The 16,844-nt window shown below is 57.2% G+C and carries 14 protein-coding genes; 9 read left to right on the top strand and 5 right to left on the bottom strand.

The features are described from left to right. Positions 1–17: 17 nt before the first annotated feature. Positions 18–638 (top strand): 23S rRNA (uridine(2552)-2'-O)-methyltransferase RlmE, encoded by a 621-nt coding sequence (rlmE, locus tag H1S06_RS05065; protein WP_181737877.1) that lies wholly within the window; start codon positions 18–20, stop codon positions 636–638. Between the two features lie 47 nt (positions 639–685). On the opposite strand, the gene katG is transcribed toward rlmE, so the two are convergent. The 3 genes from katG to trmA form a co-directional block, all read right to left on the bottom strand. Further along, positions 686–2,902, bottom strand: a complete 2,217-nt coding sequence (gene katG / locus H1S06_RS05060; protein WP_181737875.1) for a catalase/peroxidase HPI — start codon at positions 2,900–2,902, stop codon at positions 686–688. 181 nt (positions 2,903–3,083) lie between these two features. Continuing rightward, a complete protein-coding gene (locus tag H1S06_RS05055) occupies positions 3,084–3,527 on the bottom strand; it encodes a DMT family transporter (protein WP_181737873.1) in 444 nt (147 codons plus the stop codon). 26 nt (positions 3,528–3,553) lie between these two features. Then, on the bottom strand, positions 3,554–4,639 hold the full coding sequence (gene trmA / locus H1S06_RS05050) for a tRNA (uridine(54)-C5)-methyltransferase TrmA (RefSeq protein ID WP_181737871.1): 1,086 nt from the start codon (positions 4,637–4,639) through the stop codon (positions 3,554–3,556). A gap of 155 nt (positions 4,640–4,794) precedes the next feature. Between trmA and metG the strand changes: the two genes are divergently transcribed. From metG to H1S06_RS05035, 3 genes are all read left to right on the top strand, one after another. After that, positions 4,795–6,840, top strand: coding sequence for a methionine--tRNA ligase (gene metG / locus H1S06_RS05045; RefSeq protein ID WP_181737869.1), 2,046 nt, complete (start codon positions 4,795–4,797; stop codon positions 6,838–6,840). 288 nt (positions 6,841–7,128) lie between these two features. Then, a complete protein-coding gene (locus H1S06_RS05040; protein ID WP_181737868.1) occupies positions 7,129–8,106 on the top strand; it encodes a ketopantoate reductase family protein in 978 nt (325 codons plus the stop codon). Between the two features lie 46 nt (positions 8,107–8,152). Further along, positions 8,153–8,494 carry a HopJ type III effector protein gene (locus H1S06_RS05035; protein WP_181737865.1) on the top strand — a complete coding sequence of 114 codons (342 nt, stop codon included), beginning with the start codon at positions 8,153–8,155 and terminating at the stop codon, positions 8,492–8,494. Between the two features lies 1 nt (position 8,495). Here H1S06_RS05035 and dinB read toward each other — a convergent pair whose 3' ends face one another. Then, positions 8,496–9,590, bottom strand: a complete 1,095-nt coding sequence (dinB, locus tag H1S06_RS05030) for a DNA polymerase IV (protein WP_181737863.1) — start codon at positions 9,588–9,590, stop codon at positions 8,496–8,498. A 213-nt stretch (positions 9,591–9,803) separates the two neighbouring features. Here dinB and H1S06_RS05025 point away from each other — a divergent pair, with 213 nt between their 5' ends. Both H1S06_RS05025 and H1S06_RS05020 read left to right on the top strand, forming a co-directional pair. Next, positions 9,804–11,522: a lysophospholipid acyltransferase family protein gene (locus H1S06_RS05025; protein ID WP_181737861.1), complete on the top strand. Its 1,719-nt coding sequence runs from the start codon at positions 9,804–9,806 to the stop codon at positions 11,520–11,522. Positions 11,523–11,574: 52 nt separating this feature from the next. Then, positions 11,575–12,063, top strand: a complete 489-nt coding sequence (locus H1S06_RS05020) for a DnaJ domain-containing protein (protein WP_181737858.1) — start codon at positions 11,575–11,577, stop codon at positions 12,061–12,063. Between the two features lie 12 nt (positions 12,064–12,075). Here H1S06_RS05020 and H1S06_RS05015 read toward each other — a convergent pair whose 3' ends face one another. Then, positions 12,076–13,062 carry a hypothetical protein gene (locus H1S06_RS05015; RefSeq protein WP_181737856.1) on the bottom strand — a complete coding sequence of 329 codons (987 nt, stop codon included), beginning with the start codon at positions 13,060–13,062 and terminating at the stop codon, positions 12,076–12,078. 460 nt (positions 13,063–13,522) lie between these two features. Between H1S06_RS05015 and H1S06_RS05010 the strand changes: the two genes are divergently transcribed. The 3 genes from H1S06_RS05010 to H1S06_RS05000 are packed head-to-tail and all read left to right on the top strand — an operon-like array spanning position 13,523 to position 16,838. Next, positions 13,523–14,941, top strand: coding sequence for a sensor histidine kinase (locus tag H1S06_RS05010; protein ID WP_181737854.1), 1,419 nt, complete (start codon positions 13,523–13,525; stop codon positions 14,939–14,941). Between the two features lie 31 nt (positions 14,942–14,972). Continuing rightward, positions 14,973–15,434 carry a hypothetical protein gene (locus H1S06_RS05005; RefSeq protein ID WP_181737852.1) on the top strand — a complete coding sequence of 154 codons (462 nt, stop codon included), beginning with the start codon at positions 14,973–14,975 and terminating at the stop codon, positions 15,432–15,434. A 3-nt stretch (positions 15,435–15,437) separates the two neighbouring features. Further along, positions 15,438–16,838: a sigma 54-interacting transcriptional regulator gene (locus H1S06_RS05000; protein WP_181737850.1), complete on the top strand. Its 1,401-nt coding sequence runs from the start codon at positions 15,438–15,440 to the stop codon at positions 16,836–16,838. Positions 16,839–16,844: the final 6 nt, after the last annotated feature.

The raw sequence follows: 16,844 nt of genomic DNA, 5'->3' as shown, positions 1-16,844 counted from the left end.
GATGGTTTTTGCACACTATGGCCCGTTCCAAAAGCAGCGCCCGCTGGCTCAAAGAGCACGTCAGCGACCCCTTCGTCAAACAGGCACAAAAGGACGGCTACCGTTCCCGCGCCAGCTACAAACTGCTGGCGCTCAACGAGAAGGACAAACTGATCAGGCCCGGCATGCTGGTGATCGACCTGGGCTCGGCACCGGGCGGATGGTCGCAAATCGCATCGCAACTGGTCGGCGAAAAGGGCAAGGTGATCGCATCGGATATTCTGCCCATGGATGCCCTGCCCGATGTGGACTTCATCCAGGGTGACTTTACCGAAGAGAGTGTGTTCGACGAAATCATGACGGTGATTGATGAGCGCCCGGTAGATGTCGTCATCTCCGATATGGCTCCCAATCTGAGTGGGGTTGCCGCTGCCGACCAGGCCGGCTCCATCTATCTGATTGAACTGGCACTGGATATGGCCCAGCAGGTTCTCAAGCCCAAGGGCAGTTTTGTCGCCAAGGCCTTCCAGGGCGAAGGCTATGAAGCGTTCGTCAAACAGGTCCGCGAGCATTTCGATACTGTTCTGATCCGCAAACCCGAAGCCTCCCGCGCACGCTCCCGTGAAGTGTACGTGGTCGGCAAAGGGTTCAAGGGCTAAGACTCGCACCCCGGATGGGCGGTCGCCACCGCTCACCCAGACATTATTTATACCAGATCAAAGCGATCGGCATTCATCACCTTGTTCCAGGCCGCCACGAAATCCCGTACGAAGTGCGGCTGAGCATCAACGGCGCCATAGACTTCCGCCAGAGCCCGCAGCCGGGAGTTGGAGCCGAACACCAGATCAACCCGAGTTGCCGTCCACTTGAGGTCGCCGCTTTTGAGATCATGCCCCTCGAAGACTTCAGCCGCTGCCGAGATCGGTGTCCAAACCGTATTCATGTCGAGCAGATTCTTGAAGAAATCGTTGCTCAGAACCCCCGGACGCCGGGTCAGCACACCATGAGATGACGCCCCCACATTCGTCTCCAGCATACGCATCCCGCCAATCAGCACCGTCATCTCCGGCGCACTCAGTGTCAGCAGCTGCGCCTTGTCCAGCAGCATTTCTTCGGCCGGCCGACCATAGTCCTGCTGCTGGTAGTTGCGAAAGCCGTCAGCCCGGGGTTCCAGAACGGCAAACGACTCCACATCCGTCTGCGCCTGTTCGGCATCGGTTCGACCCGGCATAAAGGGTACCTTGATATCAACCCCGGCCTTCCCGGCCGCCTGTTCAATCGCGGCACAGCCCCCCAGCACGATCAGATCGGCCAGCGATATCCGCTTGTTACCCGTACAGGCTCGATTAAAATCATCCTGAATGCCTGCCAACGTACGCAGGACTCGCGCCAGCTGTAACGGCTGGTTGACCTCCCAATCCTTTTGCGGTGCCAGGCGGATACGTGCGCCGTTGGCGCCACCCCGCATATCCGAGCCTCGGAAGGTGGCGGCGGAAGCCCAGGCCGTTGAAACCAGTTCGCCGGTCGACAGTCCACTACTCAACAAGGTTTGCTTGAGTGCCGCACAGTCCTGCTCGCTGACCAGTTCATGGTCGACCGCTGGCACAGGGTCCTGCCAAATCAGCGCCTCATCCGGCACTTCCGGTCCCAGATAACGCGAGCGCGGCCCCATATCACGGTGGGTCAGTTTGAACCAGGCCCGCGCAAAGGCATCCGCAAGCGCGGCGGGGTCTTGCTGAAAGCGACGTGAGATGGGTTCGTAAACAGGGTCGAAGCGCAGGGCCAGGTCAGCCGTGGTCATCATGGGGGCGTGCCGAACGGTCGGGTCCTCGGCGTCCGGCACGCTGTCCGCACCGGCACCGCCTGCAGGACGCCACTGCCAGGCACCGGCAGGACTTTTAACCTTTTCCCATTCATGGCCGAACAAGGTATCGAAATAGCTGTTGTCCCACTGTGTCGGTGTGGGCGTCCAAGCCCCCTCAATTCCGCTGGTAATGGCATCACGTCCCTTGCCGCTGCCATGACTGCTCAGCCAGCCCAGTCCCATGGCTTCCAGTGGCGCAGCCTCGGGTTCAGGCCCCACGTGAGTTGCACTGCCGGCACCATGGCACTTGCCAAACGTGTGCCCCCCGGCGACCAGCGCCACGGTTTCCTCGTCATTCATCGCCATACGCGCAAACGTTTCACGTATATCCCGCCCCGAGGCCAGCGGGTCCGGCTCGCCATTGGGGCCTTCGGGGTTCACGTAGATCAGCCCCATCTGCACGGCGGCCAGCGGACTTTCCAACTCACGGTCACCCGTATAGCGCTGATCACCCAACCAATCGGTTTCATGGCCCCAGTAGATATCCTCTTCCGGCTCCCAGATATCTTCACGCCCGCCCCCGAAGCCAAAGGTTTTGAACCCCATCGACTCCAGCGCACAGTTGCCCGCCAATATCATTAAATCGGCCCAGGACAACTTGTCGCCATATTTTTGCTTGACCGGCCACAACAGTCGTCGTGCCTTGTCCAGGTTACCGTTATCCGGCCAGCTGTTCACGGGCGCAAAGCGTTGATTACCGGTCCCGGCACCCCCACGTCCGTCACCGATGCGATAGGTCCCGGCACTGTGCCAGGCCATGCGGATAAACAGCGGTCCGTAATGGCCATAGTCCGCCGGCCACCAGTCTTGCGAGAGGGTCATCAACGCATAAAGGTCCTGCTTGACCGCCGCCAGATCAAGGGTCTTGAACGCCTCGGCATAATTGAACCCTTGCTCCATTGGAGAAGCTCGACGGCTGTTCTGGTGCAGAATTCCAAGGTTCAGCTGGTTTGGCCACCAATCCTGATTGGCGGTGCCCTGGCTCCCAGCACGGGTTTTGGCGCCGTGCATGAACGGGCAGCCTCCGCCGGCCGTGGCGTTATCGTTGTGATTGCTCATTGCTATCTCCCGCTGTTGCAGGCACGTCGCCACAAAAGCTGTTTGCCCACATGAGTGTGTGTATACAGGTATAGATAGCGCCGAGCAGAACCTCAAATTGATCTTTTTAGTGAGGCTGATAGCTTTTCCAAATCGAGCGGTTTGAAGTACAGCTATATCACCGTTTTCCTCTTCCGGAACGTTAGTTCATCCGGATCAATACTACGCCGACCAACAGGCACAGTACGCCCAGAATGCGGCCGAGATTGATATCATGCTGCGGAAAAGTCGCCCATCCCAGATGATCCAGAATCACGGACATGATCAACTGTCCGGCAACCAGCAGTGCCACCATGGTGGCAGCACCGATGCGCGGGGCCAGAAAGGCACCGGTCGCCACGAACAGCGCCCCCATGAAGCCGCCGGTCCAGGCCCACCAGGGAGCCTGTTTCAACTGCGCAGGCAAGGGCACCTCATAACGCATCGCCAGAACCACCCCGAGCAAGGTCAGCGTGCCGATCAAAAACGAGATCCCGGAGGCCCAGACCGCGCCATTGCCATGCAGGGCCAGAGTGCTGTTCACCCCTGCCTGCAGCGGCATCATCATGCCGGCGACAAATGCCAATGACAGCCAGAAATACAACATGGAACCTCCTTTCATCATCAGCCTGCTCAGCGACGGGTCAGATAGACACCGCACTCCAGGTGATCGGTGTACGGGAACTGGTCAAAAATCGCAAACCGCTCCAGCCGGTGCGTTTTGCTGATCTGCTTGAGATTGTCGTGCAGTGTTTCCGGGTTACAGGAGATGTAGAGGATGTGCGGGTATTCGCAGATCTGCGCCACCGTGTGCTCATCAAGACCACAGCGCGGCGGATCCACCAGCACAGTAGTAAAGTCACATTCCTCCAGCGCCAGCCCCTGCACTTTGCGGCTGGTCTTTTCGCCCTTGAGGATCAGTGACAGATCTTCCGACGGCATGCGCAACACGTCGATATTGTCGATGCCGTTCTCCTGGATATTCCATTCCGCAGAGCGTACCGACACCTTGGAGATCTCGGTGGCCACCACACGGCGGAAGTTCTGCGCCAGCGGCAGAGTGAAGTTACCGTTACCGCAGTAGAACTCGACCAGATCACCGCCGGCATGGGCAGTAGAGTCGATCGCCCACTCGATCATTTTTTCGCAGACATGTCCGTTGGGCTGCGTGAAGCCGTTCTCGGTCTGCTGGTAGCGGTAGGCCCGTCCGTTGATGTTCAGCTCTTCCACCACGAAGTCGCGATCCAGCAGAATCTTCTGCTTGCGTGCACGACCGATGATATCGATGTTGAACTGCTCACGCAGCGGCTTGACCCGCTCGACCCATTCATCGTCCAGTTGGCGATGGTACAGCAGGCTTACCAGCAGCTCGCCGGACAGAGTGCTGAGAAAATCCACCTGGAACAGCTTAAAGCGCAACACGGGGTCGGGGCGGATCACATCCAGCAGTTTGAACATCACGTCATGGATACGCTCAGACACCATCGGGCAGCTGTCCAGCCTGACCGGCGTACGCTTGTCGCCATCAAACATGACGTAATAGAGGTCATCCCCTTCGTGCCAGGTACGAAACTCGGCGCGCAGACGATAGTGCTCCGGCTGCGATGTAAAGATTTCGACCTCAGGCAGATCAAACTCGGCAAACTGCGCTTCGATACGGGCTTTTTTAGCCGCCAACAAGGCGTCGTACTGTTCCGGCTCCACACGGGGAAGGGCCATCGGCTACCTCTATACTTGCTTTGGTGATCACAGGGATCAAACGGGAATGGACATCAAGGGCCGCGGATTTTAGCACAGGCACCGGCAGCCTTCATTCGGCGTTCAATCCGGCGTAGAATGATTCACTTTATTTTTCAACCGACTCAGAGCCAACGATGTCCGACAGCAAGCGCAAGATTCTTGTCACCAGTGCCCTGCCCTATGCCAATGGCCCCATCCATCTGGGCCATCTGGTCGAGTATATCCAGACCGACATCTGGGTTCGCTTCCAGAAACAGCGTGGTCATGACTGCACCTACGTCTGTGCCGACGATGCCCACGGTACGCCGATTATGCTCAAGGCCAACCAGATGGGCAAAAGCCCACAGGAGCTGATCGACCAGGTCAGCGCTGAGCACCAGCGCGACTTCGCCGGCTTCATGGTCAACTTCGACAATTACTATTCCACCCACTCGGAAGAAAACCGTCACTTCTCGACACTGATCTACGAGCGCCTGCGTGACGCCGGACATATCACCCGCCGCACCATCACTCAGGCCTACGATCCGGTGAAGAACATGTTCCTGCCGGACCGCTTCATCAAGGGCGATTGCCCGAAATGCGGCGCCAAGGACCAGTACGGTGATTCTTGTGAAGCCTGTGGCGCTACTTACCAGCCCACCGAGCTGAAGAACGCCTACTCCGCCATCTCCGGCGCGGCGCCGATTGAAAAAGAGTCCGAGCACTTCTTCTTCAAACTGGGCGATTTCGAGGAATTCCTGCGCAACTGGGTCAATGAACACGTACAGAGTCAGATGATCCACAAGCTCAACGAGTGGTTCGAATCCGGCCTGCAGGAGTGGGATATTTCCCGCGATGCACCCTACTGGGGCTTCGAAATCCCGGACGCTCCGGGCAAGTACTTCTACGTCTGGATGGACGCACCGATCGGCTACATGGCCAGCTTCAAGAACTGGTGCGACAAGAACGGCGTTGATTTCGACGAATACTGGCAAGAAGGTTCCGATACCGAGCTGTATCACTTCATCGGCAAGGATATCGCCTACTTCCATACCCTGTTCTGGCCGGCCGAACTGAAGGGTGCAGGCTTCCGCACCCCGACCGGCGTATTCTGCCACGGTTTCCTGACCGTCAACGGCCAGAAGATGTCCAAGTCACGCGGCACCTTTATCATGGCCGAGACTTACCTGAAGCACCTGCAGCCGGAGTACCTGCGTTACTACTTCGCCGCCAAGCTGGGCTCAGGCATTGACGATATCGACCTGAGCCTGGACGACTTCCGCCTGCGCGTGAATGCCGACCTGGTCAACAAGGTCGTCAACATCGCCAGCCGCTGCGCCGGTTTCATCAAGAAGAAGTTTGATGGTCAGCTGGACACTACCCTGGCTAACCCAGAGTTGTATCAGGAAGCCGTTGCCCTGGGAGACGTGATTGCCGACGCTTACGAGAAGCGTGAATATGGCCGCGCCATGCGCGAAATCATGCACCTGGCTGACAAGGCCAACCAGTACATCGACACTGCCGAACCCTGGGTACTGGCCAAACAGGAAGGCAAGGAAGCTGAAGTGCAGGCCTGTTGCAGCATGGGCATCAACCTGTTCCGCGTCATTATCAGCTACCTGGCACCTGTACTGCCGGAAGTGGCCGAGAAAGCGTGCGAGTTCCTCAATATCGACACTCTGGCCTGGGATGCAATCGAACAGCCGCTGCTGGATCAGCAGATCAACAAGTTCAAGCCGCTGATGCAGCGCGTGGATGAAAAAGTGATCGAAGCGCTGATCGAAGACTCCAGACAGAGTCTGCAGGCTCAGCCTCAGATCGCTGCCGCCAAGCCCGCTGCCAAAGCCACCGAACTGAGCAAGGAACCGGTGGCCGATACCATCGAATTCCCAGACTTTGCCAAGGTCGACCTGCGTGTTGCCAAGATCGCCAAGGCTGAACACGTAGAAGGCGCCGACAAGCTGCTGCGTCTGACTCTGGACCTGGGTGGCGAGACGCGCAACGTGTTCGCCGGCATCAAGTCTGCCTACAAGCCGGAAGACCTGGAAGGCAAGCTGACCGTCATGGTGGCCAACCTGGCACCGCGCAAGATGAAGTTCGGTGTTTCTGAAGGCATGGTACTGGCTGCTGGTCCGGGCGGTGAAGACCTGTGGATTCTGGAGCCCCATAACGGCGCTCAACCCGGCATGCGCATCAAGTAAAACGAGCCACTTCTCGGTTCGCCCTGATGGCTGCCGGCTACGGCCGGCAGCCCGCTACTCACAGTTATATTCGAGATTGCGTTCGCAGCACGAAGCATCAAGGCTTTCGTGCGGACAAGAAAAACGGCTGTCCTGACACTATAGTCCAGCACTCAACTTTCCCTGCCCCCTTTCGCCCCCCTGACAACGACCCATTGCATCCATGGGGCCCTGTATTCCCATTACATCCGGTTTAATCCAGCCGGTTTTTGAGGTAAAACCGGAGTATCCGTTAAAGGGAGACGAAGGATGAAATTTCTGATTGTCGGTGCCGGCGGTATCGGCTGCTACTATGGCGCACGCCTGCTTGAAGCGGGGCATCAAGTGACATTTGTTGCACGGGGCGCTCATCTGGAAAGGATGCAGCGCCACGGCCTGAAAGTCGTGCACGAAGACTTGCACTTCAACCGGGCGGTCGATGCCCAAGCCATGACACCACTCATGCAGCAACATGCCTGCGCCGAGTATGACCTGATCATGCTGGCACTCAAATCCGGCGCAACTTCAGACTGGCTGACCTTGGCGGCAGACTGGCTGAACAGAGCCGAGACACCGGTTCTCTCCCTGCAGAACGGTGTGGACAACGAACCGATGATTGCAGCCGCGTTAGGCAACGCCAGGACACTGGGCGGGCTCGCCGTCAGAATTGGCGGACACATCATTGCCCCCGGGCACATTGAAGCAAAAGGCCCGGCACAGATAGTCATGGGGCACTGGCCCCAACAGGCGGAGTCCAATACTGCTCTGGAGGCTTTGGCCCAGACCCTCAATGCGGCACACATTCCTGCCCGCATTACACCCGACATCCGTTATGAGCTCTGGAAAAAGCTGCTTATCAATAATGGCGTCAATCCGCTCAGCAATGGCGTCAATCCGCTCAGCGCCCTGACCGGTCTGGATACACGCAGCCTGACGGCTGACCCCGTTCTGGGCCGCACCGTCTACGCAATGATGCAAGAAACGGCCATCGCCGCCCGCGCAGATGATGTGAGCCTGAGCGAAGCGGATATCGACGACATGTTTGCTCTGATCAGCCAGTTTGACGCCATCAAAACATCCATGCTGGTCGACCGGGAGAAGGGCCGCCCGCTGGAGCTGGACGAAATCAGTGGTGCCGTCATTGACCGCTGTCAGCGCCAGGGCTGCCACGCCACACAAACGGAACTGATTCGATGCCTGCTCCAGCTGGAGGTTCGCCCTGTGCAATGGCGGCCACTCACGGCATAATGCATCGCCTTGAACGATGCACCCATGTTAATAGAGGATTATTGCCATGACACCGGAAGCGTTTGCCGCCCGTATCGGCCAGGATGACAGCCTGGACTTTGAAGATACTCAGGCCGTCATCAGCGAGTACTTCAACTACACTCCCTGCGCCTTCACAAACGACGAACTACGCAACGATGCAGGCCAGAATGAAGGGTCCTGTAAAATTTTCGGTTTTGGCCGACTCATGCAGCTGAACCAGGCTCAAACCCTGGCCTGTTTTGGCCGTTTCTACCGCGATGTACTGAACACGCCGGACGGCAGCGATCACGGCAACATCCGCAACTTCATCCGCTGCGGCTGGGACGGTATTCAGTTCGACGCTCAACCGCTGGAACGCAAGGGCTGATTTAGAACAGCGGAAGCTGCTCGGCTTCCGCTTCCCCCTCCCGAGGCCCCAGCCGATACCCCAATCCCAGCAAACGGACCGGCCGCGCACCACGCAGCCAGGCTTCTTCCATCAGCGATGCAAACACGCCCTTGTGCGGCTGCTCGGCTCGGCACTCGGCGGTCGTCTGCGAGAAATTGTTGAACTTGATTTTCACAACCGCTCCCAAAATCTGCCGCGCTTCACGATGGCGCTCATAACGCGTATTCAGATCATCCATCAGTGACTCCAGCTGATCCAGACAGGCCGCCAAATCCGGCAAGTCCTGGCTGAACGTGTGCTCGACACTGACCGACTTGCGCTCACGGTGCGTGCGCACCTCTCGATCATCCTCTCCCCGTGACAACTGCCACAAGCGCTCACCAAAACGGCCAAAATGGTTTTGCAGCTCAATCAGCGGCAAGGACTGCAGCTCGCTGCATACCCCGACCCCCAGCCCCATCAGCTTTTCCTGGGTGCGCGGCCCCACACCGGGAATCTTTTTCACATCCAGCTGTGCCACGAACTCGCCTTGCTGCTCGGGCGTGATCACACAGAGTCCATCCGGCTTATTCCAGTCACTGGCAACCTTGGCCAGAAATTTGTTCTGCGCCACGCCGGCCGACACGACAATGCCGGTTTCGTCCCTCACCTGTTGCCGAATCGTTTCGGCAATGCGCGTCGCACTACCATCGCATAACCGGCTCCCGGTTACGTCCAGATAAGCCTCATCCAGAGAAACCGGTTCGATCTGATCAGAGAAACGCCGATAAATGGCAAAAATCTGCTCTGATACTTCGCGATAACGCGCCATATTTCCCGATATCAATTTCAGCTGCGGACACAACTTCAGTGCTCGGGCACTGGACATGGCCGAATGCACGCCGAAAGTGCGTGCGGGATAGTTACAGGTTGATATCACGCCGCGCCGCTCGACGGCCCCGCCCACCGCCAGAGGCACATCACGCCACTCGGGATGCGCCAGCATCTCTACGGCGGCAAAAAAGCAATCGCAGTCCAGATGGATAATTTTGCGAGGCAAAGGAAGGCTATGACTGACAGAAACTACTGATTTCATCGGCTTACACGGTATGTACAGAGCGGCTATTCACGCACGAAACGTGCCCGGGAGCAAGTCGGCAGCCGCCCTCTCGCGCAACCGGACTCATCCGGTCACGCCCGGCCAGCCGCTGACAGAGCCCCCCTACTGTAACAGGGCAGTCATCTTGCGGTCACCCCGGTGTCACCTGATCGCCATAGTGTAGATCTCAGTTGATAGAGGTGACAGAACATGCAGATTGATGTTGAACAGGTGCTGGTTAACAAATACCCCGCCTTCGCGCACAAACCCGCCCCGGTTCGCCGCTCGACCCTTTTTTGCCTGCGCCACCTGGTGCGAGAACAGGAAATCAATCGATTCCTGGATACGCACAAGGGCAGCCGTGGTTTCGAATTTGTCGACGAGGTGCTGGACTATTTCAATTTCAGCTACACCATCAGTCACAAGGAGCGGATGAACATCCCCTCCTCCGGTCGCGTGGTCATTATTGCCAACCACCCTCTGGGCGCACTTGACGGACTGGCCTTGCTCAAGCTGATTGGCGAAGTCCGCCGGGATGTGCGCATCATCGCCAACGATGTCTTGATGAATTTTGACACCCTGCAGGGCCTCTTTCTGCCCGTGGACAACCTGGGCAAGAGCACCCGCAAGGCCAACATCGCACGCATTGTCGAAGCACTGCAAAACGATGAAGCCGTGATCGTCTTCCCGGCCGGTGAAGTATCTCGCGCCGGCTTCACCGGTATCAAGGATGGCAAATGGAACAGCGGCTTTATCCATTTTGCCCGTAAGGCCAATGCCCCTATCCTGCCGGTCTATCTGGGTGGCAAAAACTCCCCCCTGTTCTATGGCCTGTCGTACATCAACAAATCCATGTCAACGCTGATGCTGGCCCGGGAAATGTTCAACAAGCACTCGGTGACACTTCCGGTGCGTATCGGCGAACCCATCGCTTTCAGCCAGCTGGATGCCCTGCCGGTTTCCAATCGTGACAAGGCCAGGCTGCTCAAAAAGCACCTGTACCGCATTGCGCGTAACAAGCCTCCGCTGTTTTTAACCGAAAAAACCATCGCCCACCCACAGGACCGTCAGGCACTCAAGCAGGAACTGAAACGAGCGGAGCTGCTGGGCGAAACCGCTGACGGCAAGAAAATCTACCTGTTCGACTATCACGCCGATTCCGTTGTCATGCAGGAGATCGGCCGCCTGCGTGAGGTTGCCTTCCGTACGGTTGGCGAGGGCACCGGCGAACGGCGCGATCTGGACCGCTATGACCAGTATTACCGCCATCTGATCCTGTGGGACGAGGAAGATCTTGAAATTGCCGGAGCCTACCGCATCGGTGAAGGCTGCCAACGTGTGCAGGACGCCGAGTACAGGCTGTACAGCGAATCCCTGTTCAATTACAGCGAACAGATGCAGGATATCTTCAAGCAGGGCATTGAGCTGGGGCGCAGCTTTGTTCAACCGCGCTACTGGGGCAAACGTTCTCTGGACTATCTCTGGTACGGCATCGGTGCCTACCTGCGTCGCCATCCCGAAGTCCGATACATGTTCGGCCCGGTCAGTCTGAGTAACAGCTATCCCAAGCGCGCGCGCGATCTACTGGTCTGGTTCTACCGCCACTACTTTCCCGATTCCGCCTGGCTGGCGCGTTCCCGCAGCCCTTACCAGCTGGATAGCGATGCGGAAGCAACCATTCAACAGCTGTTTACAGGCGACGACTACCGCGAGGACTTCAGCCGCCTGCGCGAACAACTCGACTTCCTGGGTGTCTCCATACCGACACTGTACAAGCAATACAGTGAACTCTGCGAGCCGGGCGGGGTCAGTTTTCTTGACTTTGGCGTTGATGCAGACTTCAACTACTGTATCGACGGTCTGGTACTGGTCGACACCCAAAAGGTGAAAGCCCGCAAGCGCGATCGCTATATCGGTTCGACTGGCTAATTCAGCCAGTCAAGGTACAGTACCCGTCCGTCATAATACATGGGGAAACCGGATGCACCCTCTTGGACTGGTACTGTTCGCTATCATCGCACTGGGCAGCTGGTACTGGTGGCAAACACGTCCACCGCAGCAGCGCCGCAGCGCAGGCTGGAAAGCCATCCTGCTACTGATGACTCTCGGCCTGCTGTATCTGGCCATCACCGGCCGCATGCACTGGCTGGGCGCCCTGATTGCACTGACCCTGCCCTTCCTGAAACAGCTGCTGCCCTTGTTGCTGCGCCTGTTTCCAACTCTGGCTCGCGCCTGGCAGGCGCGCCAGCAACGACACCAGCGGTCCGATCAACAACACGGCGCTCGAAATACCGGCACAATGACACGGGGCGAGGCTCTGGAAATTCTGGGCCTGCAGCCCAACGCCAGCCGGGAGGAGATCATTCGCGCCCATCGCCACCTGATTCAGAAACTGCACCCGGATCGCCAGGGCAGTGCCTGGCTGGCGGCGCGTGTTAACGAGGCACGGGATTTACTGCTCGACGACTAGGAGCGTCAGCGCTCAGCGCCACCAGTCCAGTTCGCCACTGGAGACTCTCAGCATGGCTCCCGTTGGCTGCAGTTCCAGCGCACGCCCGTAGGCCGGATGAAATCCCTCCAGCACCAGCTCTCCTCCCGTGCCCAAACGGAAACTGACTGACGGCTGCCCCTGCTCATCCGGGTACAACCTGACCATTGCGGCCGTCACCCGCTCCCAGCGTCCCAAATGCTCCATCACCGGCTGGTTGTTCAAATAATCCTCAACCAAACGGAAGCGGCCATCGCGTTCAAACGTCAAGCTGAGGCGTCGGGTGCTGATACTGTCAGGCGTTGCATAAGCATTGCGCAGCGGCCAGTGTTCCAGATCACCCAAGCGAGCGCAGCCCCGCGCATAAACACCGTTTACTTCAGCGTCCATGCTCAGTGCATACCAGGCCCCCAGTTTTCCCCGACAGGCGCGAGACTCGACCTCCAGCGACAGCTGGTGTTCCTTATGTCCGCCACCGCTGACCATGACCTGCTGCCAGCGCCGGCTCTGAGCCTTGCGCTCCACCTCGGGCCGCTCAAAACCCAACTGCAACAGTCGCTCCGGGTACTGTACCCGCACATGATGATCACGCAGATCGATAATCACACGCCCATCATCAGACACTGCCCGCAATTCGATGCCCGGCAGAGTGTACTCACAGGCCGCCAGCGACCCTCCGATCACCAGCGGCTGTTCCAGCACCAGCGGTGCCACTCCCGCACCCGCCCAGGCCTCTACATAAACCGGCCATCCCTCACCCAAACTCTGGGCGGCATGCTCTTGTATTAACACATCGGACGCAATCTCGGCATTCAATACATCCGTCGAGCCACAGGCCGAAAATCGATAAACCTCTCCTTCCTTGCTTAAAGTCCCGCGTACCAATTGCCCGGCCGCACCGGATTTGACCGACTGCTGTGCACAGCCGCTCATCAGTAAAGGCATAATGACGCCCAGTACCGGCATCCATTTAAACCGCATCCACTCCTACCCCGCTATTTGGAACGCCTGTTTGGAGGTCTAATATTCAGCGCCGTATTCTACCGCCTTGATGGTTAAATCAAAACGCTGCCCCAGCATGAGTCAACAGCTGTATTAAAAGCACGACTTTTTTATGTAAGCCCCACACCTGTACAACCAAGGCAACAATAAAGTATCCAAAAGGAGACATTGCAACCCTTTGATATTAAAGGACTTTATAGTTTTCACAACAAATGTGTCGCCATAACACTTACAGCTTGTATAAACTGAATCGTATTACCCCTCTTTAAAAAAACCTATCTAATTGATAAAAAAGAACTTTCACAAAAAAGGCACAATATTTGCTATGCATTCATCTCAGGCACCGCGCCTCCCAAAGCAAGCAGGGGTCGAGACCGCAAGGCGGATATTTTTGACAATAGGAACGTTGCAACCACCTCGGTTACACGACAAATAACTGATGATCCGCTTCAAATGGCACACTCATTCGCTCAAGCAACTGGTATTACTGGCTTTTTTTCTCGCCGCGATCCCACTTGCCATCCTGATTTTCCAATCAGGCAACGCCCTGGTCGATCAATCTGATCGCGCTCGCATGCTGGCCCGCGAAATGCTGCAAAGCAGCCAACAAACTGAAGAGCTGCGCACTCTGGCTGAAGACATCACCCGCTCGGCCCGTCAGTATGAGATCGTCAAACGATCAGAACTGCGCGACCGCCTGACACATCAACTGCAGAACTACCGCACTCTGCTGCAGCAGCTACAGCTACCGACACGGCTCACTGACAGCGCGGCCAAGCTGAAGACCCTGCTGGACAACATCCAGCTGCAATCGGACCAGGACACGGCTCCTCGCTTTGAACCTGCCGACCTGGACGCATTGATCACCGCCACCCAGAGCCTGATCCACGCAACCGACCAAGCCTTCAACTCTCGACTGTCTGAACTTGAGCAACAAGTCAAAGCCGAACAGCAGCGTACTGTCTGGCAGGCATCCGCTCTGATTTTGGCTTCCACAATACTGATTCTGTTTTTCAGCGCCCGCATCAACCGCCCGGTGCAACACTTGATCAAGCATATTCGAGCTCTGGGCGAAGGAGAACGTACGCCGTCTCCCTACTTGTCCGGCCCCCTTGAACTGGTTCAGGTCAACGAGCAACTGAACTGGCTGGCAGATCGCCTTTCAGGACTCGAAGAGGATAAAGCGCGCTTTTTACGCCATATTTCCCATGAATTAAAAACGCCATTAACCACCTTGCGCGAAGGGGCCGATATTTTATCGGAAGAGTTGGCAGGACCGCTTACTCAAAATCAGCAGGAGATCGTTCACCTGCTGCAGCAAAACAGTATTACCCTGCAGGAGTTAATCGAACAACTGTTGGATTACAATCGCTTACAGCAGCCTCACCGCCTGCAAAAGGAAACGGTAGCATTACCTTCTTTATTGGAGCGCATAATTACACCGTTCAAGTTGCAAATAGAGCAAAAACAATTGCAGCTGAAGCTGGAACTTAATAATATCGACGGCTGGATTACTGATTCTCACATGTTGCAGCGCATCCTGACAAACCTGATTTCAAATGCCGTGCATTATTCAAATCAGGGCGGCGTCATCTGCATCACAACCTCCCAAACCGGTTCGGTACTGGAGCTGGAGGTCGCCAATACGGGCCCTCAGATTCCAGACGCCGATCTCCCCCAGTTGTTCGAGCCTTTCTATCAGGGCAAGAATCGCCGGCGCGGCCCACTGAAGGGGTCAGGAATCGGATTAAGCATAGCGGCTCAGGCCAGCAGCGCATTAAACGCCAAACTGCTGGTCAGCCGGAACAGTGACGGCTGGGTAGCATTCAGCCTTTTTTTACCATCTCTGGAACATTGAAGCGATGCGTCAGTTTTTATTTTGTATCTTGATGATGCTTCTATCGGGTTGCCAGCTTCTGGAGCGCCCGGTTTCGCACACCCCAGACAATAGCGAAGAACAGCTTCACCCCTGCGCCGACGAAAATGCGCAGGTCATCAAATGGCTTGATTACGAGCATCGTTACATTTCGTCTACACTTGATGAGAAGCGCAAGCTTCTTATTGAAGCCGAAAAGAGACAGCAAACCACATTACATGCGCTTCTGCTCAGTGCGCCCGGGCAATCCCCCGAGCAATTGAAGCGAGCGCTGGAATACCTGAGCACACTCAAGATCAGCCCCTCCTGCAGCGCGGGGCAGTATGTTCAGGTGCGCACCCGCCAGCTGCAGCTGCAGCTGAACCTGCTGGACCAGCAGTACACCCTGGAACGACAGGTCGATGAACTACAGCGTCAGGTAGACGCCCTGACTGATTTGGAACGACAAATAACGCGACAGCGTGAGGAGCACTGACAGATGACGTCAACCCCCAATATTCTGCTGGTCGATGACGATACCGCATTGCTGAGACTGCTGGAACTACGGCTGCAGGCATCCGGTTACGAGATCAGCTGTGCCGAAAGCGGAGAAAAGGCCTTGAGCCTGATTCGCCAACACAGCTTTGACCTGGTACTCACAGACCTGAGAATGGATGGCATGGATGGCCTGACGCTCTTTTCTCGCATTCAGCAGGAACGCCCCGACCTGCCCGTCATCATCATTACCGCGCATGGTTCCATCCCTGAAGCGGTAGAGGCAACCCAGAAAGGCGTTTTCGGCTTTCTGTCCAAACCGATCGATAAGCAGCACCTGCTGGATACCGTCCGTGCCGCCCTCAAAAGCTCACAGCGCAGCCAGGACCAAAGCTGGCGTGCCGGTATCATCAGTCACAGCGACCGCATGGAGCATGTACTGGACCAGGCACAGCGCGTAGCCGCCTCGGATGTCAGCGTCCTGATCACCGGCCCCAGCGGCAGCGGCAAGGAACTGGTCGCCAAGGCAATTCACCAGGCCAGCGCGCGCAGCGACAAGCCCTTTGTCGCCATCAACTGCGGTGCGCTGCCGGAACAACTGCTGGAGTCCGAACTCTTCGGCCACACCAAGGGAGCCTTTACCGGTGCCGTTAATCAGCACGACGGCCTGTTTCGCGCGGCCCAGGGCGGCACACTGTTTCTGGACGAAATTGGCGATATGCCAACCACCCTCCAGGTCAAACTGTTACGCGCCCTGCAGGAACGTACCATTCGCCCGGTCGGCTCCACCCAGAGCATGCCGATAGACGTACGCATCATTTCAGCGACTCACCGCAACCTTGAGTCCGCCATGCTGAGTCAGGAATTCAGGGAAGACCTGTACTACCGCCTCAATGTCGTCAACCTGGAATTGCCGCCACTGCGAGAGCGTCCGGAGGACATCCCTCTGCTGGCACGCCACTTTCTGTCTCAGGCGGCACGCAAGCACAATCGCAAGGTTCGAGGCATTTCGCCAGGCGCGCTCCACCTGCTGGCTCAGGCCGCCTGGCCCGGCAACGTACGACAGCTGGAGAACGTGATGGAGCAGGTTGTGGCGCTCAGCCCCTCTCCGATCATTCCAGAAGGGCTGGTATCCAAGGCACTGACCAATCAGGAACGGGTGATTCCGTCGTTCAACGAGGCTCGCGCCGACTTTGAGCGACGCTATCTGATCAAGGTACTGCAGATCACGGAAGGCAACGTCACCCACGCCGCCCGCATTGCACAGCGCAACCGCACCGATTTTTACAAGCTGCTGAACAAGCACGACCTGGAAGCGGCCCAGTTCAAGGCCAATGCCAAGGCAGCCCTGGCTGCACAGCAGGAAGTCCTGAAGCAGGCCGACAGCACCCGTCAGGTCAGCTGATACCAC

The organism is Marinobacterium marinum, from assembly GCF_013868415.1.
GTDB classification, from domain to species: domain Bacteria; phylum Pseudomonadota; class Gammaproteobacteria; order Pseudomonadales; family Balneatricaceae; genus Marinobacterium; species Marinobacterium marinum.
This window is presented reverse-complemented; position numbering and strand designations above follow the sequence as displayed.